The 26,154-nt window shown below is 63.2% G+C and carries 2 protein-coding genes; both read right to left on the minus strand.

Annotation, left to right across the window (positions count from 1 at the left end; all coding sequences use genetic code 11):
* Positions 1–113: 113 nt before the first annotated feature.
* Complete coding sequence (locus JJD66_RS12260) at positions 114–11,969, minus strand: non-ribosomal peptide synthetase (RefSeq protein WP_200648255.1); 11,856 nt, start codon at positions 11,967–11,969, stop codon at positions 114–116.
* A gap of 3 nt (positions 11,970–11,972) precedes the next feature.
* Positions 11,973–26,006, minus strand: a complete 14,034-nt coding sequence (locus JJD66_RS12265) for a non-ribosomal peptide synthase/polyketide synthase (RefSeq protein WP_200648256.1) — start codon at positions 26,004–26,006, stop codon at positions 11,973–11,975.
* Between the last annotated feature and the right edge of the window lie 148 nt (positions 26,007–26,154).

Raw genomic sequence — 26,154 nt, forward strand, 5'->3', positions numbered from 1 at the left:
GCACCCCATGCTCACCGGGCTTTTTTTTGGGCGTGCAGAGATACTGGCGAAGAGGGATTGAAGCATAAAAAAACCCGGACACTGGATCCGGGTTTTTGTGATTGAGCGGCGGCTTACCTCAACGCCTCTACCAAACTGCTGATAAACACCGCGCTGTCGATAATGCCGTCATGATCGGTCTCAATCATCACTGAGCGCTCGATGCGCCCTTGGCTGATCACCGTTGCCATTTGCTGCTCGATCAGGTCCTTGAAGCGCCCTGCCCGGCTCATGGAAGCCCACCAACAAGTGACGGGCGCCTTGATCGGCTTGAAGTCAGCTTGCAGCAAACGCTCACTGAGTGCCCGGTCAACGTCCCAGGAAATCTGCGCCTCATTGCCACGCAGTAATTCATCCTTGATCACCGTGAAGGCTTCGCCCAAAGACTGTTCAGCCCAGTTCACAAATTCCAGCCATTGTCCCGTTTCATCCTCGCTATCCCGTTGGCATTGCTGCCAGGCGTGTTGGATGGACTCGGCGAACTCAGGAAACATAACCCCCAGCAACGCTGCGCGGCGCTCATTGGCTGAGATCTCGCGAGCGTCCTCGACCACCACTGCGTCCCAATAGGGTTTGACCCATTGCGGCGGAGCAGCGTCGATCCAGCCGACAAACTCCACTTCTCGGCCGGCTTGCTCCAGGCCGTAGGCTACCTCCATCGCCAGGTTGCCGCCCAATGACCAGCCACCCACGCGGAACGCGCCTTGGGGTTGGGCCACTAACAATTGCGCGGTGTAGTCCTCGACCATTACCTGCCATTGCGGCACCGTGGCGCCCTCTTCGGCCAAGGCACGACACATGACCCCGAACACCGGGCGCTGCTCGCGCAAGGCCAGGGCAATCGCGGTGTAGCAATGCACCGAGCCGAAGCTTGGGTGGAACAGGAACAACGGCGTGCCTTGCGTCTGCTGGTTGAGCTTGACGATCAACGAAGACCGGCTATTGCCCTGCAGGCATTTGACCTGTCCCGCCACAGTAGGGTTAAGCATCAGTTGGCTGACAGACAGGTTCACGCCGCTGACCTTGCGAATTCGCTCCTTGAGCATCAGCACTCGCAATGAATGGCCACCGAGCTCGAAGAAGTTGTCGTTGAGCCCTACGCGCTCCACCTCCAGCACCTCGCTCCAGACCGCTGCGATTTGCTGCTCGATCTCGCTAACGGGCGCCTGGTATTGCGCGGCACCGTGAGCCTCTGGCTTGGGCAACGCCTTACGGTCCAGCTTGCCGTTCGGGCTCAACGGCATCTGCGCCAGTACCACCCACTGCGCCGGGACCATGTAGTCGGGCAACTGCTCGGCCAGGTGTGCAACCACCCCTGCCTTCCACTCTTCAAGGGGCTGTTGCAGCACCAGGTAACCCACCAGGTGGGTACCGTCCACCGCCAGCACCGCGGCTTCGCGGACATTGTCGAGCTCCAGCAGGCGCGCTTCGATTTCGCCCAACTCTATGCGCAGGCCGCGCAGTTTGACCTGGTGATCGATGCGCCCGGCATATTCAATCACGCCATCGTCGCGATAACGCGCCAGGTCACCGGTGCGATACAGACGCGTGCCGCTGCCGAACGGGTCGGTCACAAACCGCTCGGCGGTAAGTGCCGCACGGCGGTGATAACCCCGCGCCAAGCCAATACCGCTCAAATACAGTTCGCCCAGCACACCCACTGGCGCAGGTTCCAGGTTGTCGTCCAGCACGTAGCAGCCCAGGTTGGCAATGGGTCGGCCAATGGGCACGGCGTCGCGACCTTCCTCGACACAGGTCCAATGGGTTACGTCGATAGCGGCTTCGGTAGGGCCGTACAGGTTGTACAAGCCGGCGCGGGGCAATTTGACGAACACCTGTTGCTGGGCATCCGCAGGCAACGCCTCCCCACTGCAAACGATGTGTTGCAGGCTCTGGCATGAAGTAACCGCCGCGTCTTGCAAGAACGCTTGCAACATGGAAGGCACGAAATGCAACGTGGTGACCTGTTGCTCGTTGATCAGCCGTACCAGCCTGGCTGGATCACGATGATCGCCCGGTGCCGCCACTACCAGACGCGCGCCGGTCATCAGCGGCCAGAAAAACTCCCACACCGACACGTCAAAGCTGAACGGAGTTTTCTGCAACACGCTGTCGTGCGGCGTGAGCCCATATGCCTGTTGCATCCAGCACAGGCGGTTGGTCAGCGCGATATGGCGGTTGCCAGCGCCCTTGGGCTGACCGGTGGAGCCGGAGGTGTAGATCACATAGGCAAGGCTTTCGCCGTGCACCGGGATATTCGGGTTGTGGCTGCTGAAGGTTTCCAGCCAGGTATCGCCACATTCCAGCACCAGGGTTTGTACACCGGCGGGAACCGGCAGTTGCGCCAGTAGATGAGCCTGGGTCAACAGCAGTTGCACACCACTGTCCTGCAGCATGTAGGCCAGGCGATCACGAGGATACTCAGGGTCCAGCGGCACATAAGCGCCACCGGCCTTGAGCACCGCCAACAGGCCAACCACCATCTCCACCGAGCGCTCTGCCGCCAGCCCCACCAGCACATCCGGGCCAACCCCGGCCATCATCAAGCGATGTGCCAGGCGATTGGCCCGGGCGTTCAACGCGCTGTAACTCAAGGCTTGCCCCGCGAAAATCAAGGCAGGTGCATCCGGTGTACGCAGCGCCTGAGCCTCGATCAGTGTGTGGACCGCTTGATCCAGCGGGTAATCCACCGCAGTCGCATTCCAATCATGCAATACCCACTGCCGCTCGGCCTGCGCCACTGAGGGCAACGCGCCAAGGCGTTGACTGCCGTCACTGGCCAGGGCCAGCAGCAACTGCTGGAAGTGCTCGGCCAAGCGCTGGATATGCGCGCCGCTGAAAGCCTGGCGGGAGTAGTTGAACTCCAAGCCCAGTGTCTGGCCTATAGCCAACAACACGGTCAATGGATAGTGGGTCTGTTCCAGGCTGTGCACTGCGCCAAAACGCAGCCCCGACGGTGCGCCCTGCTCCAGCGCCTCAGACACCGGGTAGTTCTCGAACACCAGGATACTGTCGAACAGCGCTTCTCCACCCAGCCCGGCCCAACGCTGGATCTCGAACAGCGGCGTGTGTTCATGCTCACGCAAGCCAACGTTCTGTTGCTGAAGTTGCTCCAGCCAATGGCTGACCGACATTTGCGCATCCGGCGTCGCCACCACCGGCAGCGTGTTAATGAACAAGCCGACCTGCTGTTCAATCCCACGCAGTTCCGCCGGACGCCCTGCTACCGTGGCGCCGAATGCTACGGTGGCTTGCCCGGTGTGGTGATGCAACAGCAACAACCAGGCGCCTTGCACCAGGGTATTGAGGGTCACCTTGTGACGTTGGGCGAAGGCTTTGAGGTGTTCGGTTTGCGCAGCATCCAGGCTCAAGCGATGCTCGCCATTGACCGCCTGGACCGCATCCACCTCAGTCTCTACGGCACCGGCCAGGCGCGTGGGCGCCCGCAAGTTGACCAGTTGCGCCTGCCAGAACGCCTGGCTGACGGCTTTGTCCTGTGCCTGCAGCCAGGCGATGTAGTCGCGGTACCGCCCGGTCGGCGCTGGCAGCGGCTCACCGGCATACTGTTGCAACACCTCGCCGAACAGCTGCGAACCACTCCAGCCATCCATCAAAATATGGTGATTGGTGTAGATCAGGTGGTAGCTCGTCGCCCCCGTGCGTACTAGCGTCAAGCTCAACAGCGGTGCCTGCTCCAGGACAAAACCCTGGGTGCGTGCCGACTCGGCCAGCTCATCCAGGGCCTGGTTGCAGTCCTTACGGGTCTGCCAATCCAACGCCATAAACGGCAGGCGCACCTGCTTGTAGACCACCTGCAAAGGCTGTTCAAGCTCCGCCTGCCAGACAAAACCGCTACGCAGGATCTCGTGGCGTTGCACCGCCACCTGCCAGGCCTGGTGGAAGCGCGCCACATCCAGGCCCTGCACATCAATGCGCATCTGGTTGATGTAGTCACCCGAACCTTCGCCGTACAGCGATTGGAACAGCATGCCTTGCTGCATGGGTGACAATGGGTACAGGTCTTCGACCTCAGCCACGTTCAGTGCCAAGCCATCCAACTGGTCCTGAGACAACCGCGCCAACGGGAAGTCCGACGGCGTCACGCCCTGATGCGCCGACTCACAACAATGATCAATCAGAGCCTTGAGTTCCAAGGCATAGTCGTCGGCCAAGCATTTGACGGTTGCTTCACCGAACATCGCCTGGCTGAAACTCCAGTTCAACTTCAGCTCGCCACCATAGACCTGACCGTTGATTTCCAGCCAGTTGCCCAAAGGTGCCTGCGGGCTTTGCTCGGCACCGCTGGCATCAGCGGTCGGCGTGAACAGTCCTGGCTGTTCGCCGCTGTCGAAGCTGGCATCGAACTGCCCCAGATAGTTGAAGGTGATACGTGGCTGCGGCAAGGCAGCCAACGCCTGTTGCGTTGCGGCATTACCCAGGTAACGCAGGGCACCGAACCCCAGGCCCTTGTCGGGTACGGCTCGCAGCTGCTCCTTGATGCGCTTGAGGGAAGCAGCCAGGGAATCGGCCGGTACCAGTTGCACGGGGTAAAGGCTGGTGAACCAACCGACAGTGCGAGTCAGATCGATGTCATCGAACAGATCTTCGCGGCCATGACCTTCAAGCCGGATCAACGTCGAAGCCTCGCCGCTCCAGCGCGTAATAACTCGCGCCAGGGCAGTCAACAGCAGGTCATTGATCTGGGTGCGATAGGCACTCGGCGCGTCGTGCAGCAAGCGCCGAGTATAGGTGGCATCCAGGTGTGTGCTCACACTCAGGGCCAGTTGGTTGCTCAGGCTCGCCTGTGGATCGGCGCCCGGCAAGCCGACCGGGCTGCCCTGCAATTGCGTCTGCCACCAAACCAGCTCGTGTTGTAACGCCGGGCTGTTGGCGTAGGTCTGCAGGCGAGCAGCCCAGGCGCGGGTGGCGCTGGTCTTGGCTGGCAGCGTCACAGGGGCGCCTTGGGCCAGTTGCTGATACGTGCTTTGCAAGTCTTCAAGCAGGATGCGCCACGACACACCGTCCACCACCAAGTGATGGATCACCAGCAACAAGCGCTGTGAACCGTCGGCCAACTGCGCCAACACCGCACGCAATAACGGGCCCGCGCCCAGGTCGAGGCTGCGCTGGGCCTCTTCGCCCAAGGCTTCAAGTTCTTCGACGCTGTTCAATGTGGTTTGCCATAGCACTTGTTCAGCCTGGTGCTGATCCGGACCACGGTAGGCCGCGCTCCAGCCCTGTGCGCCCTCGACAAAGGTGCTGCGCAAGGCATCGTGATGCACGATCAACGCCTGCAGTGCGGCCAACAACAGCGGTACCTGCAACGGCTGGTGCGGTTGCAGCACCGCAGATTGGTTCCAGTGATGACGCTGGGGAATCTCATCGGCAAAAAAACTGTGTTGCACTGGCAACAGCAGCAAATCGCCAGTCAGCGGCGACTGATCCATCTGCACCACACCGTCGCCTTCCCTCGCGACCGTCGCCAGGCTCTGCACGGTCTGATGCTGGAACAACTCCTTGGGCGTGAAACGCACACCGGCCTGGCGGGCGCGGCTGACCAGTTGAATCGAAATGATCGAATCGCCGCCCAGTTCGAAGAAATTATCATGCAGGCCCACCTGTGGCAGGCGTAGCACATCGGACCAGATCGCGGCGATCTTCTGCTCCAACTCGCTCTCGGGCGCCACATACACCTGCTGCATCTGGCTCACATCCGGCAGCGGCAAGCCCTTGCGGTCGAGTTTGCCGTTAGGGGTCAGTGGCATACGCTCGAGGAACATCAAGTGCGTCGGCACCATGTAGTCCGGCAAGCGGGTTTTCAAGGCGCGCCGCAAGGTTTCGCGACCGTTTGATTGAGCGACAGCATCACCCAGGAGCGTCGGGTCCAGTGGTACGACATAGGCCACCAGTTGTTTGCCGGTCGGCCCCTCCTGGGCGACCACTACGGTTTCACCGACACTGGCTTGCTCACGCAAACGCGCTTCGATTTCCCCCAGTTCGATACGGAAACCGCGAATCTTCACCTGATGGTCGACACGCCCCAGGTAATCCACCACGCCATCCGGACGCCCGCGGGTCAGGTCGCCGCTGCGATACACGCGACTGCCGGGCTTGCCGAACGGGTCCGGCACGAAGCGTTCGGCGGTTAACGCCGGACGCTCCAGATAGCCCCGGGCCACACCCTCGCCGCCCAGGTACAACTCGCCGGCTACGCCGATAGGTTGCAGGTTCAGTTGCGCATCCAAGACATAACCGCTGCGGTTGCCCAGCAAGGTACCGATGGGCGCGTAGACAGCGCCGCAGGGATCACCTTTACGGGCCTTCCACAACAGCGGTGTGACCACGGTTTCCGTCGGGCCATAGCCGTTGAACAAGTACTTGGGTTTCAGCGCTCGCCAAGCCAGGTCATAGCTGGCTTGAGCAACGGCATCACCACCGAAGCAATACACCCGCACCGCCGGTGGGTTGCCGTCGCGCTCGGCATGTTCGGCCAACTGTTGCAGGTACACCGGTGGGAACACCGCCATGGTCACGTTGTGACGATGCATCTGCTCATAGGTGTATTCCGGCAGCCACAGGCTGTCATCACGGATCAACACGCTGGCGCCGTTGATCAGCGGGTGCATCCAGCCTTCGTGGGAACCGTCGAAGGCGAAGGACATGAAGTGCAGTTCGCAATCGGCCGGGGAGGTTTCATAGCGCTCGCCAGTGGCGATGATATGCGCCACCAGCGGGCCGTGTGACACCGCCACGCCCTTGGGCAAACCGGTGGAGCCGGAGGTGTAGATCACGTAGGCGAGGTTGTCGCCGTCCAGCGCCACAGTCGGGGCCGTATCGCTGTAATCCGCCCACGCTTGCACCTGATCCACCGCCAAGGCGTCGAGGCCGTCCGGGATCGGCAACCGGTGTTGCACGGCCGAATGGGTCAACAGCAATTTCGAGCGGCTGTCTTGCATCATGTACAGAAGGCGATCACGTGGGTATTCGATATCCAGCGGCACATACACACCGCCGGCTTTCATCACCGCCAGGAACGCCACCATGATTTCGGCACTGCGCGGCATGGCGATGGCCACCCGCACTTCCGGGCCGACGCCACGGGCGATCAGGGCATGGGCCAGGCGGTTGGCCTGGCGATCCAGCTCGCCGTAGCTCAGGGTTTGCGCGTCGAACTTCACCGCCACCGCCGTCGGGTTTGCCCGGGCGCGATCGGCAAACAGTTGATGCACCAGGCGCTCGGCCGAAAAGCCAGACTCCGTGCGGTTCCACAATTGCAGGATCTGTTGTTGCTCGGTCGCGTCCAGCAAGCTTAACTGGCTGAGCTGCTGTCGTGGGTTGGCGACCATACCTTGCAGCAGGTTCTGCCAGTGACGCGCCATGCGTTGCACGGTGCTGGCTTCGAACAGGTCCTGGGCATAACCCAAGGTGGCCCATATACCTTCGGTGGACTCCTGAATATCCAGGTCCAGGTCGAAATGTGCGGTCTTGCTGTCCCAGTCCAGGCCTTCTACCCGCAGCCCTGGCAGTTGATGCTGAACCTGAGCCTGGCCGACGTCAGTCTGATGATTGAACATGACTTGGAACAGCGGGTTGTGGCTCAGGCTACGCTCAGGTTGCAGGGCTTCCACCAGTTGTTCGAACGGCAAATCCTGGTGGGCCTGGGCTTGCAGGGCGCGTTGCCGAACGTGCTGCAGCAACTGCTCGACACTCATCTGCCCATGCACATCCGCCTTGAGCACCTGAGTGTTGACGAAGAAACCAATCAAGCGCTCGGTCTCGCTGCGATTGCGGTTGGCAATCGGCACGCCGACACGTATTTCTTCCTGGCCGCTGTAGCGGTGCAACAAAGTCTGGAACGATGCCAGCAACAACATGAACAGGGTCACGCCCTGCTGTTGGGCCAAAGCCTTGAGCCCCTGGGTGAGTTCGGGCGCCAGCTCGAACGCCAGGCGCGCGCCGCGGTGGCTCTGCACAGCCGGGCGCTGGTGATCGAACGGCAACTCCAGCACGCTCTGCTCACCGCCCAACAGTTCACGCCAGTAGGCCAGTTGACGTTGCTTCTCACCGGCGTCCATCCAGCTGCGCTGCCATACGGCATAGTCGGCATACTGGATCGGCAGCGCCGGCAACTGCACGTCCTGGCCCTGGCTGTAACCGGCATACAACTGCACCAGTTCCTCGACCACCAACTGCATCGACCAACCATCGGAGACGATGTGATGTTGCACCAACACCAACACATGCTCGTCGGCGGCCAGGCGCAACAGCGTGACGCGCAGCAACGGGCCTTCTTGCAGGTCGAACGGCTGGGCGATCAGCGCTTGCACCCTGGCTTTGAGCTGGGCTTCATCGGTATCGGCCTGGGTGATCGGCAAGGACATTGGCGGCTCAATCACTTGCACCGCGCCGTCGTGATCCTGGCGGATATGGGTGCGCAGACTTTCATGACGCGCCAGCAAGCTATCGAAACTGCGTTGCAACGCAGCCAGGTCCAATTGCCCTTTCAGGCGCAGCGCGCTGGGAATGTGATACGCCGCGCTGTGGGGTTCCAGTTGCCAGAGAAACCATTGTCGTTCCTGAGCGTAAGACAGTGGCAACGGCTGCACGCGCCCCGCCGGCAGTAGGGCCGGCGCCGTTGGCAATAGGCTCTCCTGGGTTTGCAAGGCCGCGACAAACGCCTCCAGCCGCGGGTGTTCGAACACGGCTTTGAGCGACACTTCCAGGCTCAGGGTCTGGCGGATGCGTGACACCACCTGCATCGCTAACAGGGAATGCCCTCCCAGTTCGAAGAAGTGCTGGTTCAAGCCCACCCGTTCGGCCCCCAGAATAGCCGCCCAGATCGCCGCCACCTGCTGTTGCAACGGGGTGACCGGCGCTCGCCAATCCTGTTGTTCCACGCTGGCATCTGGCTTGGGCAGCGCCTGGCGATCCAGCTTGCCGTTGGGGTTGAGCGGCATGCGCTCGAGGAAGATCAGGTGCGCCGGCACCATGTAGTCCGGCAGGTGGTCGCGCAAGGTGGCCATCAACTGTTCACTCACCTCGGCGCGCTCGGTTTCAGACAGCGTCTGCGCAGGCACCAGGTAGGCCAGCAGTTGGTTGTCGGCAGCCAGCAACAGCGCTTCACGCACGCTGTCTTGGGCCAGCAGCACGGTTTCGATCTCACCCAGTTCTATGCGAAAACCACGGACCTTGACCTGGTGATCGACCCGCCCGACATATTCCACCACACCATCGGCGCGATAACGCGCCAGGTCGCCGGTGCGGTACAGGCGCTCGCCGGATGGGCTGAACGGATCAGCGACAAAGCGCTCGGCGGTCAGGCCTGGCCGTTGCAAATACGCACGGGCCAAGCCATTGGCGCTGGCGATATAGAGTTCACCCACGGCGCCCAGCGGTAGCAGGTTCAGGTCACGGTCCAGCACATACAGGCCACGCCCTGGCAGCGCCCGGCCAATGGGGCTGGCACCGCCGGCGCCGACGGCGCTCGGGTCAGTGCAGTCCAGCACGCTGGAAACCACGGTGGCCTCGGTAGGCCCGTAGGTATTGAGCAAGCGCACATGGCCGAGCCCGGCGCGCTGCCACAATAGTGGGCCGTCCAACGGCATGGCTTCGCCGCCGATATGGATCTGGCGCAAAGCACCATAAGTCCTTGGGCCTGCTGCCAGGCAATCTTGCAGGAACAGCTTCCAGTAGGCCGTGGGTAAGTCGGCCAGGGTAATGCCCTGGGCGATGATCTGCCGATACAGCTCGGCACCGTCCCATAACTGCGGGCCACGCAGTACCACGGTGGCGCCGAGGGTCAGGGCTGGATATAGCTGCTCGACGAAACCGTCGAAGTTCAAGGTGGCAAACTGCAGCACTCGGTCCTGGGCAACCAGCTGCGAGTAATCCGCCGCGATGCCAGCAAACTCACTCAGTGCAGCCTGGCTGATGGCAACCCCCTTGGGCTTGCCGGTGGAGCCGGAGGTGTAGATCACATACGCCAGGCTCTGGGGCTCGACATCAACCGGTAAATTACTGTCGGCACACAACGCCAACTGCGCCTGGACCCGGTCGATGTCCACCGCCAGCACCCGGGCCGGCAACGGCAGACGCCCATGCAGGTGGGATTGGGTCAACACCAGGCCCACACCACTGTCCTCAAGCATATGCGCCAGGCGTTCGCGGGGGTACTCAGGGTCCAGCGGCACATAGGCCGCTCCTGTCTTGAGCACCGCGAGCAAGCTGACCACCATGGCAAAGGAGCGCTCCACGGCGATCCCCACCAGCCCTTGGGGGCCGACGCCCTGGGCCAGCAGGTAATGCGCCAGCCGGTTGGCCTGACGGTTCAGTTCCCCATAGCTGAGGGACTGCTCATCCAGGGCCAGGGCCTGACGTTCCGGCTGCTGATCAGCCTGGGCTTCAAACAGCCGGTGTACAGCCTCAAAGGGGGTGACACCAGCCGGGGTGTTCCAGTCCTGGAGCATCCTGTGTTGCTCAGCGGCGCTCACCATCGGCAGCTCGCAGAGGCGGCTGCGGGGCGCACTCACCACCGCCTGCAGCAGGTGCTGCCAATGTTGCGCCAAGCGCTCGATGGTGGCGGCATCGAACAGGTCGGTGGCGTAGGTCAGCGCGGCCCAAAGCCCGTCGGCGGATTCATGGGTGTCCAGGCTCAGGTCAAAATGGGTGGTCTGGCTGTCCCAATCCAGTTCCACCACACGCAGGCCCGGTAACTGCTGGCCTTCGCGGCCGCCCTGGGCCTCGGTCTGGTGGTTGAACATCACCTGGAACAACGGGTTATGGCTCAAGCTGCGCTCGGGCTGCAACGCCACCACCAGTTGTTCGAACGGCAGGTCCTGATGGGCCTGGGCCTCCAGGGCGCGACGCTTGGTTTGTTGCAGCAGTTCGGCAAAGCTCATCTGCCCGTCGAGGTCAGCCTTGAGCACCTGTGTATTGACGAAGAAGCCGATCAGCCGCTCGGTTTCGACGCGGTTTCGGTTGGCATTCGGCACGCCAATACGAATGTCCGACTGCCCGCTATAGCGATACAACAGGGCTTGGAACGACGCCAGCAGTAGCATGAACGCGGTCACGCCCTCTTGCTGCGCCAGGCGCTTGAGGCCCGCCACCAACGTCGGTTGCAGATGCACCTGCAGGCTTGCACCGCGATGGCTTTGCTGCGCCGGGCGCGGGCGGTCCAGCGGCAATTCCAGCACCGGTTGCTCGCCGCCCAGCAGGGCCTGCCAATACGCGAGTTGGCGCGCCTGTTCCCCGGCTTCCATCCAGCCGCGTTGCCACAGCGCGTAGTCGGCGTACTGGATCGGCAGTTCCGGGAGTTGCAGGTCATGGCCCTGGCTATGGGCGGCGTAGAGCTGCACCAGTTCCTCCACCATCACCTGCATCGACCAGCCATCGGAGACGATGTGGTGCTGCACCATCACCAGCACATGCTCATCCTCGGCCAGTTGCAACAGCGTCACACGCAACAACGGCGCCTGGTGCAAATCGAACGGCCGCGCCACCTCCTCTTCCACCCGCGCCATCAACTGCGCTTGGTCGACGTGCGCCTGCTGGATCTGCAACCGCGCCTGCGGCATCACTGACTGCCACAGACGTTCATCGTCCTCGACCAATTGCGTGCGCAAGCTTTCATGCCGGGCCAGCAGGCTGTCGAAACTGCGTTGCAACGCTGCCAGGTCCAAGTGCCCGTGCAAACGCAGGGCGCCAGGGATGTGGTAGGCGGTGCTGTCCTTGTCCAGTTGCCAGAGGAACCACTGGCGTTCCTGGGCGTAAGACAACGTCGGTGTGTCGCTGTCGTGGCGGGTGGGAGCAATCGGCAGTTGAGCGAAACTCATGCCCCGGCTTTGCAGGCGCTGGTAAAACTGCTGGCGCTGCTCCAGAGGCAAGCGAAGAAAGCGCGACACCAGGTCGATATTAGGGTTGGAAAGCATGGTTCAAATCGCCTCTAGTTCGCTCAAAAAGTCACGAAGGTCATCAAAATCTTCCACGCTGCCGGCGCGGAAAGTGGCTGCGGCCTGCACGTAGGCGCGCAGCGATTCAGTCTGGAACAGTTCCATCAACGGTACGTCCAGGCCGAGCTCGGCCTGCACCCGCGAGGTAATCTGGATCGCCAGCAAGGAGTGGCCACCGACATCAAAGAAGTTGTCGTTCAGGCCCACTTGCGGCAGGTGCAGAATGTCGGCCCAGATCGTGGCGATCTGCTGCTCAAGCTCGGTTTGCGGGGCCAGGTACTGCTGCTGCATCTGGCTCGCATCCGGCACCGGCAGGCCTTTGCGGTCGAGCTTGCCGTTGGGGGTCAGCGGCATCTGCGCCAGGAATACGAAGTGGCTGGGCACCATGTAGTCCGGCAGGTCGGCTTTCAGGGCACGACGCAGGGCGTCACGGAACTCAACCTGGTCGGCCAGGCTGGCGTCGGCCGGTACCACATAGGCCACCAGTTGTTTGCCGGTCGGCCCCTCCTGGGCGACCACCACGGTTTCACCGACACTGGCTTGCTCACGCAAGCGCGCTTCGATTTCCCCCAGTTCGATACGGAAACCACGGATCTTCACCTGATGGTCCACACGCCCCAGGTAATCCACTACGCCATCCGGACGACCGCGGGTCAGGTCGCCGCTGCGATACACGCGACTGCCGGGCTTGCCGAACGGGTCCGGCACGAAGCGTTCGGCGGTTAACGCCGGACGCTCCAGATAGCCCCGGGCCACACCCTCGCCGCCCAGGTACAACTCGCCGGCTACGCCGATGGGTTGCAGGTTCAGTTGCGCATCCAAGACATAACCGCTGCGGTTGCCCAGCAAGGTACCGATGGGCGCGTAGACAGCGCCGCAGGGATCACCTTTACGGGCCTTCCACAACAGCGGTGTGACCACGGTTTCCGTCGGGCCATAGCCGTTGAACAAGTACTTGGGTTTCAGCGCTCGCCAAGCCAGGTCATAGCTGGCTTGAGCAACGGCATCACCACCGAAGCAATACACCCGCACCGCCGGTGGGTTGCCATCGCGCTCGGCATGCTCGGCCAACTGTTGCAGGTACACCGGTGGGAACACCGCCATGGTCACGTCGTGGCGATGCATCTGCTCGTAGGTGTATTCCGGCAGCCACAGGCTGTCATCACGGATCAACACGCTGGCGCCGTTGATCAGCGGGTGCATCCAGCCTTCGTGGGAACCGTCGAAGGCGAAGGACATGAAGTGCAGTTCGCAATCGGCCGGTGAGGTTTCATAGCGCTCGCCAGTGGCGATGATATGCGCCACCAGCGGGCCGTGTGACACCGCCACGCCCTTGGGCAAACCGGTGGAGCCGGAGGTGTAGATCACGTAGGCGAGGTTGTCGCCGTCCAGCGCCACATCCGGTGCCGTATGGCTGTAACCGGCCCACTCTTCGGTGCGATCAATCGCCAGGGTATCCAGGCCCTCGGGGACTGGCAGTTGCTGCAACGCCCGGCTGTGAGTCAGCAGCAGTTGCGCACGGCTGTCTTGCATCATGTACAGCAGGCGATCACGTGGGTATTCGATATCCAGCGGCACATACACACCACCGGCTTTCATCACCGCCAGGAACGCCACCATGATCTCGGCACTGCGCGGCATGGCGATGGCCACCTGCACTTCCGCGCCGACGCCACGGGCGATCAGGGCACGGGCCAGGCGGTTGGCCTGGCGATCCAGTTCACCGTAAGTCAGGGTTTGCACGTCGAATTTAACCGCCACTGCGTCCGGGGTTTTCCGGGCGCGATCGCCGACCAATTCATGCACCAGGCGCGCGGCTGAAAAACCGGCGTCGGTCTGGTTCCACAGCTTAAGAATCTGCTGTTGCTCATCCTCGCCCAGCAAGCTCAATTGGCTGATGGGTTGCTGTGGGTCGATCACCATTGCGCGCAAGAGGTTCTGCCAATGCCCGGCCATGCGCTCGATGGTCGCCACGGCGAACAGATCGGTGGCATAACTCAGGGAGGCACGCAGGGCCGTCTGGCTTTCTTCCACATCCAGCGCCAGGTCGAACTGGGCCACGCCTTCGTCCAGATCCAGGACTTCGACGTGCAGGTCGGCCAGGCGATGCAGATGGCTGTCGGCAGCGCTCACACGGTGGTTGAACAACACTTGGAACAACGGGCTCAGGCTAAGGCTGCGCTCCGGTTGCAATGCCTGCACAAGCTGTTCGAACGGCAGGTCCTGGTGAGCCTGGGCCTCCAGGGAACGCTGACGCACCTGGTGCAGCAGTTGCTCGGTGCTCATTTGCCCGTGGATATCGGCCTTGAGCACTTGGGTGTTGACGAAGAAGCCGATCAACCCCTCGGTTTCCAAGCGGTTGCGGTTGGCAATCGGCACGCCTACGCGCACATCTTCCTGGCCGCTGTAGCGATGCAGCAACGCCTGGTAAGACGCCAGCAGCAGCATCGGCAGCGTGACGCCAGCGTGCTGCGCCAGTGCGCGCAAACTGCCCAACAACTCCGGATGCAACTCGATACCCAAGCGTGCGCCACGATGGCTTGGCTGTGCCGGGCGCGGCTGGTCGAACGGCAACTCCAGCACCGGTTGCTCGCCGCTCAACTGCTCGCGCCAGTAGGCCAGTTGACGCGCCTGCTCCCCCGCCTCCATCCAACCGCGCTGCCACACGGCATAATCGGCGTACTGGATCGGCAGCGCCGGCAATTGCACGTCCTGGCCTTGGCTGTTAGCGGCATACGCCTGCACCAACTCCTCGACCATCAACTGCATCGACCAACCGTCAGAAACGATGTGATGCTGCACCAGCACCAGCACGTGGTCGTCCTCGGCCAGGCGCAGCAAGGTGGCCCGCAGCAGCGGCCCACGCAGCAGGTCGAAAGGCTGGGCGACCACCTGCGCGACCCGCGCCTTGAGGCCGGCATAGTCGCTGTCGACCTGCTCGATATCGACCCGGCCCTGGGCGTCAATGACTTGAACCGCGCCAGTGGCGTCCTGACGGAAATACGTGCGCAGGCTTTCATGGCGAGCCAGCAAGCTATCAAAGCTCTCTTGCAGCGCGGTCAGGTCCAACGGCCCCTGCAAACGCAAGGCGCTGGGGATGTGATACGCGGCGCCGGCCGGGTCCAGTTGCCAGAGGAACCACTGGCGCTCTTGGGCATAAGATAGCGGCAGAGGCTGCGTGCGGTCTGCCTTGATCAACGCCGGCGCGGTGACGCCCTCCTCGCCCAAGGCCCGCACGAAATCACCCAGTAGCGGCTGTTCGAACAAGGCCTTGAGTGGGACTTCCAGCGCCAGGGCCTGACGCACCCGTGACACCACCCGCGTGGCCAGCAATGAATGCCCGCCCAACTCGAAGAAATGATCGTCGAGGCCCACTTGGGGCAACTCCAGTACCTCGGCCCAGATCGCCGCCACCTGCTGCTCGCGCGGGGTGACGGGCGCTACATGGCCCTTGAGCGAGAGGCTGACATCCGGTTTGGGCAATGCCTTGCGGTCGAGCTTGCCGTTGGGGGTCAGCGGCAGGCTGTCGAGGAACAGCCACTGCGCGGGCACCATGTAGTCCGGCAAGCGCTCGCGCAGCGCGGTTTTATAGACCTGCGGCGCCTGCGGCGCGGCGCTGACCAGGTAAGCGACCAGCCGGTCGTTATCGGCCAGCACCACGGCTTCGCGTACGCCGTCGTACTCACGCAGGCAGGCTTCGATTTCACCCAGCTCGATACGGAAACCCCGGACCTTGACCTGGTGGTCGACACGGCCGATGTATTCCACCAGGCCGTCGGCCCGATAGCGTGCCAGGTCACCGGTACGGTACAGGCGTTCGCCCGGAGCTCCAAACGGGTTGGGCACGAAGCGCTCAGCGGTCAGCGCCGGCTGCCCGTGGTAACCCCGCGCCAAGCCGACACCGCCGATCAGCAGCTCACCGGACACACCTTGGGGGCATGGCGTGAGACCGGCATTGAGGATGAACAAGCCGGTATTGGCGATGGGCCGTCCAACGAACGGCAATGCCTGGTGCAAACGATGAGCCGCCGACCAGATGGTGGTTTCCGTCGGGCCATAGAGGTTCCACAGTGGGCCTTGCAGTTCGAGCATGCGCTGGGCCAAATCGACGGGCAGCGCTTCGCCACCGCACAGGCAGGCGATGCCACGCAGTGAATGAGCCCGTGGGCTGTCGAGCAACATGCGCCAGGTCGAGGGCGTGGCTTGCAGCACATTCGCCGCCTGACGCTGAGCCAGATCGAGGATCGCCTCGGGGTCGAGGGCCGTTGCCTGGGTGCTCAGCAACACGGTACCGCCGACACTCAGCGGCACATACAGCTCCAGGGCGAAGATGTCGAACGAGAAGGTGGTCAGCGACAACAGCCGCGCATCCTGGCCAATACTCAACGTGCCGGCCATGCCGCTGGTGAAGCTGCACAGCGCCTTGTGACGAACCATCACCCCTTTGGGCTTGCCAGTGGAGCCAGAGGTGTAGATCACGTAGGCCAGATGCTCCGGTGTCACGGCAACCTGGGGGTTGTGCTGCGCTGTGCCGGCCTCCTCCACCATCAGCACCTGCACGCCGTGCGGCTGAGCCAGGTGCCCCAGCAGGTGCGGTTGCGTCAGCAGTACTTGGGCGCGGCTGTCTTCAAGCATGTAGGCCAGGCGCTCTGCAGGGAATTGTGGGTCGAGCGGCACATAGGCGCCACCGGCCTTGAGGGTCGCGAGCAAGCCAACCACCATGTCCAGGGAACGCTCCACGTGTACTGCCACCAGCACGTCCGGGCCGACGCCCATGTCGATCAGACGATGGGCCAGCCGATTGGCGCGACGGTTGAGTTCGCCGTAGCTCAGGTGCTCGTCATTGAAGTGCAGCACGATGGCGTCGGGTTGCGCCGCGGCCTGGGCCTCAAACAACTGGTGTACGCAGCGTTCGCGTGGGTAGTCGGTGTCGCTCCGGTTCCAGTCGTGCACCATGTGCTGCCATTGCGACGGGCTGAGCATCGCCAGGTCGTCCAAGGCCACCGAGGCATCCTGCAGGACTGCGCGCAGCAGGTTTTGCCAATGCTCGGCCAGGCGTTCCACGGTCGCCGCGTCAAACAGATCCGTGGCGTAAGTCAGCGAGGCCCAGAGACCGTCCACCGATTCCTCGGTTTCCAGGTTCAGGTCGAATTGCGTGCTGTGACCGGCCCAATCCACTGGCTGCAAAGCCAGGCCGGGCAATTGCACCGGGGCTGAACGCAGGCTGTCCTGATGGTTGAACATCACCTGGAACAGCGGGTTATGGCTCAGGCTGCGCTCGGGCTGCAACACTTGCACGAGCTGCTCGAACGGCAGGTCCTGATGGGCCTGCGCTTCCAGGGCACGTTGCTTGACCTGGGCCAGCAACTGGTCGAACGGCATCTGCCCGTGCACGTCAGCTTGCAGCACCTGGGTGTTGACGAAAAAGCCCAGCAGTCGCTCGGTTTCGAAGCGATTACGGTTGGCGACCGGTACGCCGACACGCACCTGTGCCTGGCCGCTGTAGCGGTGCAGCAAGGTCTGGAACGAGGCCAGCAACAGCATGAACAGCGTCACGTCCTGACGCTGGGCCAGGGCCTTGAGTTCAGTCAGCAGCGCACGCTCCAGATGAATCTGGCGGCGCGCGCCACGATGGCTCTGCACTGCGGGGCGTGGATAGTCCAGCGGCAGGTCCAGCAACGAATGTTCGTGCCCCAGACTAGCGCACCAGTAATCGAGCTGGCGTTGTTGTTCCCCAGCCGCCATCCAGTCGCGCTGCCACTGGGCGTAGTCGGCGTACTGGATCGGCAAGGCCGGCAACCCTGCGTCGCCTTGGTAGAGCGCCACCCACTCGTCGATCATCACTTGCATCGACCAGCCGTCAGAGATGATGTGGTGCTGGGTGATGACCAGCACATGGTGATCAGGCGCGACGATCAGCAACTTGACGCGCATCAGCGGGCCGTTGCGCAGGTCGAACGGGCGCTGGATCTCTTCGGTGACAGCCTGCTCGATAGCGCCGGCGTCGACCTCTTGTTGTTCAACCGGCACTGCCAGGCTTGGGTGGATGACTTGCACGGTGTGCTCGCCCGACTCCACGAAGGTGGTGCGCAGTGGTTCATGGCGCTGCACCAGGGCTTCGACGGCGCGCTCCAGCGCCGCGATGTCGAGTTCACCGCGCAGGTGCAAGGCGCTGGGCACATGATAGGCCGCGCTGGTGGGATCCAATTGCCAGAGAAACCACTGCCGCTCCTGGGCAAAGGACAACGCCAGCGGCTGCTCACGGCTAACCGCCTGCATCACGGGCGCCGTATCGGCCTGCACGCCTGCGCACGCCACTGCGAAAGCGGCCAGCGTCGGCTGTTCGAACAGGGCCCGCAACGGCACTTCCAGCTTGAGATCGTGGCGCACCCGGGAGATCACTTGGGTGGCCAGCAAGGAATGGCCGCCGCGTTCGAAGAAGTGATCTTCCAGGCCAACCTGCTCGACCTGCAACACTGCTTGCCAGATCGCCGCCAACTGGATTTGCAATGGACTTTGCGGCGCCACGTAGGCGGCGCTGGCCTGGTTCAGGTCGGGTGTGGGCAGCGCACGGCGGTCGAGCTTGCCGTTGTGGTTCAACGGCAAGGCATCGAGGACCACCCAATGGCCCGGCACCATGTAGTCCGGCAACGTCTGGCGCAAGCGCGCCGCCAGTGCCTGGGCCTCCAGCGCTTGGCCTTCGGCGGGCACCACGTACGCCACCAACTGCACGCCGGTCGCGCTCGGCTGCGCAAGCACGGCGGCTTCTCGCACGTTGGGCAAGGCTTGCAGGCTGGCTTCGATTTCGCCCATTTCGATACGCAGGCCACGAATCTTCACTTGATGGTCGATACGCCCGACGTACTCCAGCGCACCCGCCGGGTTGTACCGGGCCAGGTCGCCACTGCGATAAAGCCGCGCACCGGGCATGGCGGAAAACGGGTCCGGCAAGAAGCGCTCGGCGGTCAGCGCCGGGCGGTCGAAGTAGCGTTGCGCCAAGCCAACCTCGGCACCAATGCACAGCTCGCCCACGCCATCGGTGGCCAACAGTTCGAAACCGCTGTCGAGTACATACAGGCCGCGCCCGGCAATCGCCTGCCCGATTGGCACGCCGTAGGCATCGTTGGCATCGGCCAATTGGCACTCATGCACGCTTGAGACCACCGTGGCTTCGGTCGGCCCGTAGGTGTTGACCAGGCGCACATTGCCCAAGCCCGCGGCGTACCACGCACGCACGCCCTCCACTGACATGGCTTCACCCCCCACATGTACCTGGCGCAGCTTGCCCAGGGAGCGACGGTGCTCGGCGCACTCTTGCGCCAACAGGTACCAGTAGGCGGCGGGCAAATCGGCCAGGGTCACACCCTGCTCGACAATCTCTTGCGCCAGTTGCCCGGCATCCCAGAGTTCATCGCCACGCATGATCAACGCCGCGCCCGCACACAGGGGCGGGAAGCACTGTTCGACAAAACCATCGAAACTGAAGGTCGCAAACTGCAACACGCGGTCCTCGGCGCTCAGTCGGCTGTACAGCGTGGCGCTGTCACAGAACTGGCCAAGGGCGGCATGGTCGATGGCCACGCCTTTGGGCTGGCCGGTGGAGCCAGAGGTGTAGATCACATAGGCCAGGTCAGCCGCCGCCGCGTGATTAGGCGGATTGGTCGTCGGGTAGCCGGTCAGTTCGTCGCCACTGGCGCTGAAATCCATGCGAGTCAGGCCGCGGGGCAAAGGCAAGTCGGCGAGCAAGCCGGTTTCGCTGAGCAGCACGTCCAGGCGGCTGTCGGCGAGCATGTAGGCCAAACGTTCCGCCGGATATTTAGGGTCCAGCGGTACATAGGCCGCCCCGCTTTTGAGCACTGCCAGCAGGCTGACGATCAATTGCGGGCCACGCCGCGAAGCCAGGCCCACCCGTTGGCCGGGGCCGACACCCAGCGCCAACAGGCGATGGGCCAGGCGGTTGGCGCGCTGGTTCAACTGGGCGTAGCTCAAGCTGGCGTCACCAGCCTGTACAGCCAGGGTGTCTGGCGTCGCCTCGGCCTGGGCTGCGATACGCTGATGCACGCGTTCGTTGGCCTGGGGCGCTGCGGCTGAGCGGCTCAGAGCGAGCATCTGCCGTTGCGCAGGGACATCGAGAAGGCGCAGGTTGCCCAGCGGCATGTGAGCATCTGCGAGCAATTGCGCCAGCAGGTGTTGCAAGTTGGCGCTCAGCTGCGCCACTTGCGCCTCGCTGAACTGGGCACGGTCATAGCTGAATTCCAGGCGCAGGCTGGCGCCCAGTTCGATGCCCAGGGTCAATGGATAGTGCGTGCGCTCATGGTTGTGCAGTCGACCGAAGGTCAGGCCGGCCGGCGCGCCTTGCTTGAGCGCCTCGGCGACCGGGAAGTTCTCGAACACCAGCAAGGTGTCGAACAGCGCGCCTTGCTGGCCGGCCCAGCCCTGGATGTCGTAGAGCGGCACATGTTCATGGTCGCGCAGGCTGAGGTTGAGCGCTTGCAGTTCGCTGAGCCAGGTTGCGGCCGACTGGGCTGGCGAGGCTGCGCTGATGATCGGCAAGGTGTTGATGAACAGGCCCAGTTGCTGCTCGATCCCCGGCAGCGGTGCGGAACGCCCGGCCACGGTGGCACCGAAGGCGACGCAGTCCTGGCCGGTGTAGCGTTGCAGCAATAGGCTCCAAGCCCCTTGCAACAGAGTATTGAGGGTGACTTTGTGCTGGCGTGCGAACTCGCCGAGGCGGCGGGTAAAGTCGCTCTCCAGCGCCACGTGATGGTCAGCCATGCCCACCCCGTCTACCGGCGTGCGCAGCGCTTGCGCCAGCAGGGTCGGCGCCGGCAATGCCGCCAGGGCGTTTTTCCAGAACGCTTCGCCCGAGGATTGTTGTTGCAGCCAGGCGAGGTAATCGCGGAACTGCCCGAGCGGCGCCGGCACTGCCTGCCCCGCATAGTGAGCGATGACTTCTCCGAGCAACTGCGCGTTACTCCAGCCGTCCATGAGGATGTGATGGCTGGTGAAAATAAAGTGCCAGGCCGCACCGGCACCGCGCACCAGCGTCAGGCGAAACAGCGGCGCGGCATTCAGCGCAAAACCGCGTTCGCGTTCGGCTTGGGCCAGGGTGTCGAAATCGGCGTCGGGGTCTTCGATCACTTGCAGTTGCAGGTCGACCTGGCGCTGGATCATCTGGTGAGCACTGTCCAGGCCCAGCCAATGGAAGCTGCCGCGCAGGATGTCGTGACGGTCCAGTGCGGCCTGCCAGGCACGCCCGAAGGCGAGCAAATCAAGGCCCTCGATGTCCAGGCGCAACTGGTTGATGTAGGCCTGGGCCTCGGGTTCCAACAGGGTGTGGAACAGCATGCCTTGCTGCATCGGCGACAGCGGATAAAGGTCGGCAATCGCCGGCCCGGCCACGGGCAAGGCATCCAGTTGCTGCTGGGTGAGGCGTGCCAGCGGGAAATCCGACGGGCTCACCTGGCCTGCCGGCGTGGCACAGCAATGCTCGATCAGCGCCCTGAGTTCGGCTGCGTACTCGTCCGCCAGACCTTGAACAGTTGCCGCCTCGAACATCTCCCGGCTGAACCCCCATTGCAATGACAGCTCGCCGCCATACACCTGACCTTCCAGTGTCAGCCAGTTGGCCAGCGGTGCCTCTGGATCCTGGGCCTGGCCACTGCCCTGACTGGCCGGCACAAACAGTGCCGACTCGTTGAACTGACGGTCGAACTGGCCCAGGTAGTTGAAGGTGATGCGCGGCGCGGTAAGGTTCGCCAGGCTTTCCTGCGCGTGTGGCGCGCCCAGGTAGCGCAGCAGGCCGTAGCCCAGGCCTTTGTCGGGCACGGCGCGCAGTTGTTCCTTCACCGCCTTGATCGCCTCGGGCAACTCGCCTTCGGCGTGCAGGCGCACCGGGTACAGGCTGGTGAACCAACCGACGGTGCGGCTCAGGTCGATGTCGTCGAAGAGGTCTTCACGGCCGTGACCTTCCAATTGGATAAGCGCAGCAGGTTGCTCGCTCCAGCGGCTGATCACCCGCGCCAAGGCGGTCAACAGCAGGTCGTTGACCTGGGTGCGATAGGCCGCTGGCGCGTCTTGCAGCAGTCGGCGGGTGTGCTCGACGTCGAGGCGTGTTTCCAGCTTGGCGCCCAGGCGGTTTTGCAGGCCGCCTTCGGGGTGATCACACGGCAGCTCGGCGTCGATGGATTGGGCTTGCCAGTAAGGCAGTTGCTCCTCGACGGTCTGCGCGTGGCGGTGCAACTGTTGCGCCCAGCGCTGGTAGGCACTGGTTTTTGCCGGCAGCACCTGTTCCCGGTAGGCCTGTTGCAGGTCTTCAAGCAGGATGCGCCAGGACACGCCATCCACCACCAAGTGATGGATCACCAACAGCACACGCTGGCTGCCATCGGCCATACTCACCAACGCGGCGCGCAGCATCGGGCCTTGGGCAAGGTCAAGGCTGCGCTGGGCTTGATCACACAGCGCCGCCAGTTCGGCGTCGGTGCTGGCCTGGCATTGCCACAACAGCGGTTCGCTGACATAGGCGGCATGGCTCTGCTGCCAGCCGTCAGCCTGCTGCACAAAGCGCAGGCGCAAAGCGTCGTGATGCTGGATCAACCGCGCCAGCGCGGCCTCCAACCGGGCAGGCTCAAGCGCCTCGCCGGGCACCAGCAACAAAGATTGATTCCAGTGATGCCGCGCCGGGATCGGCTGGTCGAAAAAACTGTGTTGCACGGGCGTCAGCATCACCTCGCCACTGACCGGGCCCTGGTCGATCAGGCTGACCTGCTCGAAGCGCGCCACCAGAGCCAGACTGCGGATGCTCTGGTACTGGAACAGGTCACGCGGGCTCAGGCGAATGCCGGCCTGACGGGCGCGGCTGACCACCTGGATAGAGATGATCGAATCGCCGCCCAGCTCGAAGAAGTTATCGTCCTGGCCGACCTGCTCAACGCCCAGCACGTCGCTCCAGATGGCAGCCAGGGCTGTTTGCAGGTCGCTTTGGGGGGCGACAAATGCCTGTTGCAATGCCGCATCCGGCAGTGGCAACGCCTTGCGGTCGAGCTTGCCGTTGGCGGTCACCGGCAGCTTGGGCAGCGCAATGAAATGCGTCGGCACCATGTATTCCGGCAAGCTGCTGAGCAACCATTCCTTGAGGTCCGTTGGCGCCTCGCCTGCGTGTACAAGATAGGCGACCAACTGCTTGCCGCCCTGTACCAGTACCACGGCTTCGCGCACGTGTGGATGCTGCATCAGGCGTGCTTCGATTTCACCCAGCTCGATACGCAAGCCGCGCAACTTGACCTGATGATCGAGACGGCCAAGGTATTCGATTACCCCATCGGCACGCTGGCGCACGCGGTCACCGGTGCGATACAGGCGTTCGCCCGTCACGAACGGGCTGGGCACAAAACGTTCGGCGGTCAACGCCGGGCGCCGATGGTAACTGCGCGCCAGGCCGACGCCGCCCAGGTAGAGTTCGCCACTGACGCCGGCCGGCACCGGGTTGAGTTGCGCGTCAAGCACGTAGGTGCCGAGGTTGGCGATGGGGCGGCCGATGGGCACGCTGTCGGCGCCTTCGTCAATGCAGGTCCAGTGCGTGACGTCGATGGCCGCCTCGGTCGGGCCATAGAGGTTGTACAGCGCCGCAGCGGGCAACTTGGCGAACACTTGCTGTTGCGCATCCAGGGGCAAGGCTTCGCCGCTGCACACAATGCGCGTGAGGCTTGCGCACGCCTGTACGCCCGGCTCATGGATAAACGCCTGCAACATCGACGGCACGAAGTGCAAGGTGGTGATGGCGTGTCGGCCAATGGTGTCAATCAGGCGCGCCGGCTCACGGTGTTCGCCAGGCGCCGCGACCACCAGGCGGGCGCCGGTCATCAGCGGCCAGAAGAACTCCCACACCGACACGTCAAAGCTGAACGGGGTTTTCTGCAACACCGCGTCATTGGCACCCAGGCCATACGCCTGCTGCATCCAGCTCAAGCGGTTGACCAAGGCGCGATGGCTATTGCCGGCGCCTTTGGGCTTGCCGGTGGAGCCCGAGGTGTAGATCACGTAGGCCAGGTTCAGGGTATGCAAGGCCACGTTCGGCGATTCGCTGCTGTAGCCGTCGAGCCATAGCGCCGGCTGGTCCAGGGCAATTACCTGGATACCGGCGACGGGCAGCGACGCCAGCAAGCTCTGCTGGCTGAGCAGCAGTTGTATGCCGCTGTCTTCGATCATGTAGGCCAGGCGTTCCCGGGGGTACTCAGGGTCGAGGGGCACGTAGGCCCCACCGGCCTTGAGAATCGCCAGCAGGCCAACCACCATTTCGATGGAGCGCTCGATGCAGATACCTACCAGCAAGTCGGGCCCCACGCCCTGCTCGCCCAGGGCATGGGCCAACTGGTTGGCGCGCGCATCCAGCTGGGCGTAGGTCAAGGTTGTGGTACCGAACACCAGTGCCGGTGCATCGGGGCTGCGCCGCGCCTGGTCTTCGATCAGGTGATGAATCCCGCGCTCGGTCGGGTACGCCTCGGCGGTCTGGTTCCAGGTGTGGACCAGCCGTTGCTGTTCAGCCGCGTCAAGCATGGGCAATTCGCCAATGCGCTGTTCGCCATCGAGCACCATGGCTTGCAACAGGCTGATCCAATGCCGGGCCATGCGCTCGATGGTGGGCGTATCGAACAAGTCATTGGCGTAGGTCAGCGCGGCATGCAGGGTGCCGGACTTTTCATAGGTGTCCAGGGTCAGGTCGAACTGGGTGGTGCGGCCTTGCCATTCCACCAGGGCCAATTCCAGCCCCGATGCAGTGCTGACTGAGGCGATGTCGGCGACTACCGGCTGATGGTTATACATCACCTGGAACAGCGGCGTGTGGCTCAGGCTGCGCTCGATTTTCAGCGCTTCCACCAGCCGTTCGAAGGGCAACTCCTGATGGGCCTGGGCGCCCAGGGCATGTTCCTTGATACCTTGCAGCAACTCGGCAACCCGCGTTTGCCCGGTCAGTTCGGTGCGCAAAACCTGGGTGTTGACGAAGAAACCGATCAGCCCCTCGACTTCGGTGCGATTGCGATTGGCAATCGGCACACCGACGCGAATGTCGCCCTGGCCGGTATAGCGGTGCAACAGCACATTGAAGGCACCGAGCAGCAGCATGAACAGGGTGACGTTGTGTTTTTGCGCGCAGCTGCGCAGTTGCGCGGCCAGTGCCGGCTCAATCGCGAAGTTGTGCCGTGTGCCTTGGTAGCTGGGCATGGCCGGGCGCGGGTGGTCGGTGGGCAGCTCCAGAACCGGATGTTCATCGCCCAGGCGAGCCTGCCAGTACTCCAACTGGCGGGCCTGCTCGCCCGCTTCCAGCCAGCGGCGCTGCCACAGGGCGTAGTCACTGTACTGGATGGGTAGCGCCGGCAGTTGGGGCGCTTCGTTGCGCTCATGGGCGTCATAGCAGCGGATGAACTCGTCGATCAGCACATTCATCGACCAACCGTCGGAAACGATGTGGTGCAGGGTCAGCAGCAGCACGTGTTCCTGCTCGGCAAGCTTGAGCAGTTGCACGCGCAGCAGTGGCCCGTGCTCCAGGTCGAACGGCAACAGCGATTGACGGGTGGCGGCGGCGTTGACGGCCTGGTCCCGTGCGTCGATGGCCAAGGCCGTGAAGTCCAAGTGCTCGACGGTCACCGACGGCTCCACCGCCACCTGCGCCAGCCGCTCATCAGCCTGACGCTGGAACACCGTGCGCAAGGTTTCGTGACGCGCCACCAGGCTGGCGAACGCTTGCTCCAGCGCTGGCAGGCTCAGCGCCCCCCTCAAGCGCACTGCGCCGGGCAAATTGTAGGCGCCGCTGGCCGGGTCCAACTGCCATAGAAACCACATGCGCTGCTGCGCGTAGGACAGCGCCTGGCGGTCCTCCACCTCCACCCCTGCCGGAATCGGAAACCTTGAAAAATCCACGCCTTCTTTCTGCAAGGCTTGCAGGAACAGTTGGCGTTTTTCCAGGGGCAGCCCGATAAACCGGCGAGCAAGTTTCAAGGAGTCTTCAGCATTCATTTCTTGGAATCCGGGGCAATAGGCGGGAAGCACAAAGGCACGTCGTCCCTATAAAACGAACCGGGCGGGGAAAAATTAGCGAGGGGATGGGTGGCGCCGAGTGAGCTGTCATCAGGGGTTACATCAATCCCCGGGAAGGGACGCGAAC

Source organism: Pseudomonas sp. MF6751 (assembly GCF_016613265.1).
GTDB lineage: Bacteria > Pseudomonadota > Gammaproteobacteria > Pseudomonadales > Pseudomonadaceae > Aquipseudomonas > Aquipseudomonas fluorescens_BV.

Bases quoted from the DNA above. Each gene is read 5' to 3' on its own strand.
- JJD66_RS12265 (WP_200648256.1), bottom strand. From the start codon at position 26,006: ATGAATGCTGAAGACTCCTTGAAACTTGCTCGCCGGTTTATCGGGCTG.
- JJD66_RS12260 (WP_200648255.1), bottom strand. From the start codon at position 11,969: ATGCTTTCCAACCCTAATATCGACCTGGTGTCGCGCTTTCTTCGCTTG.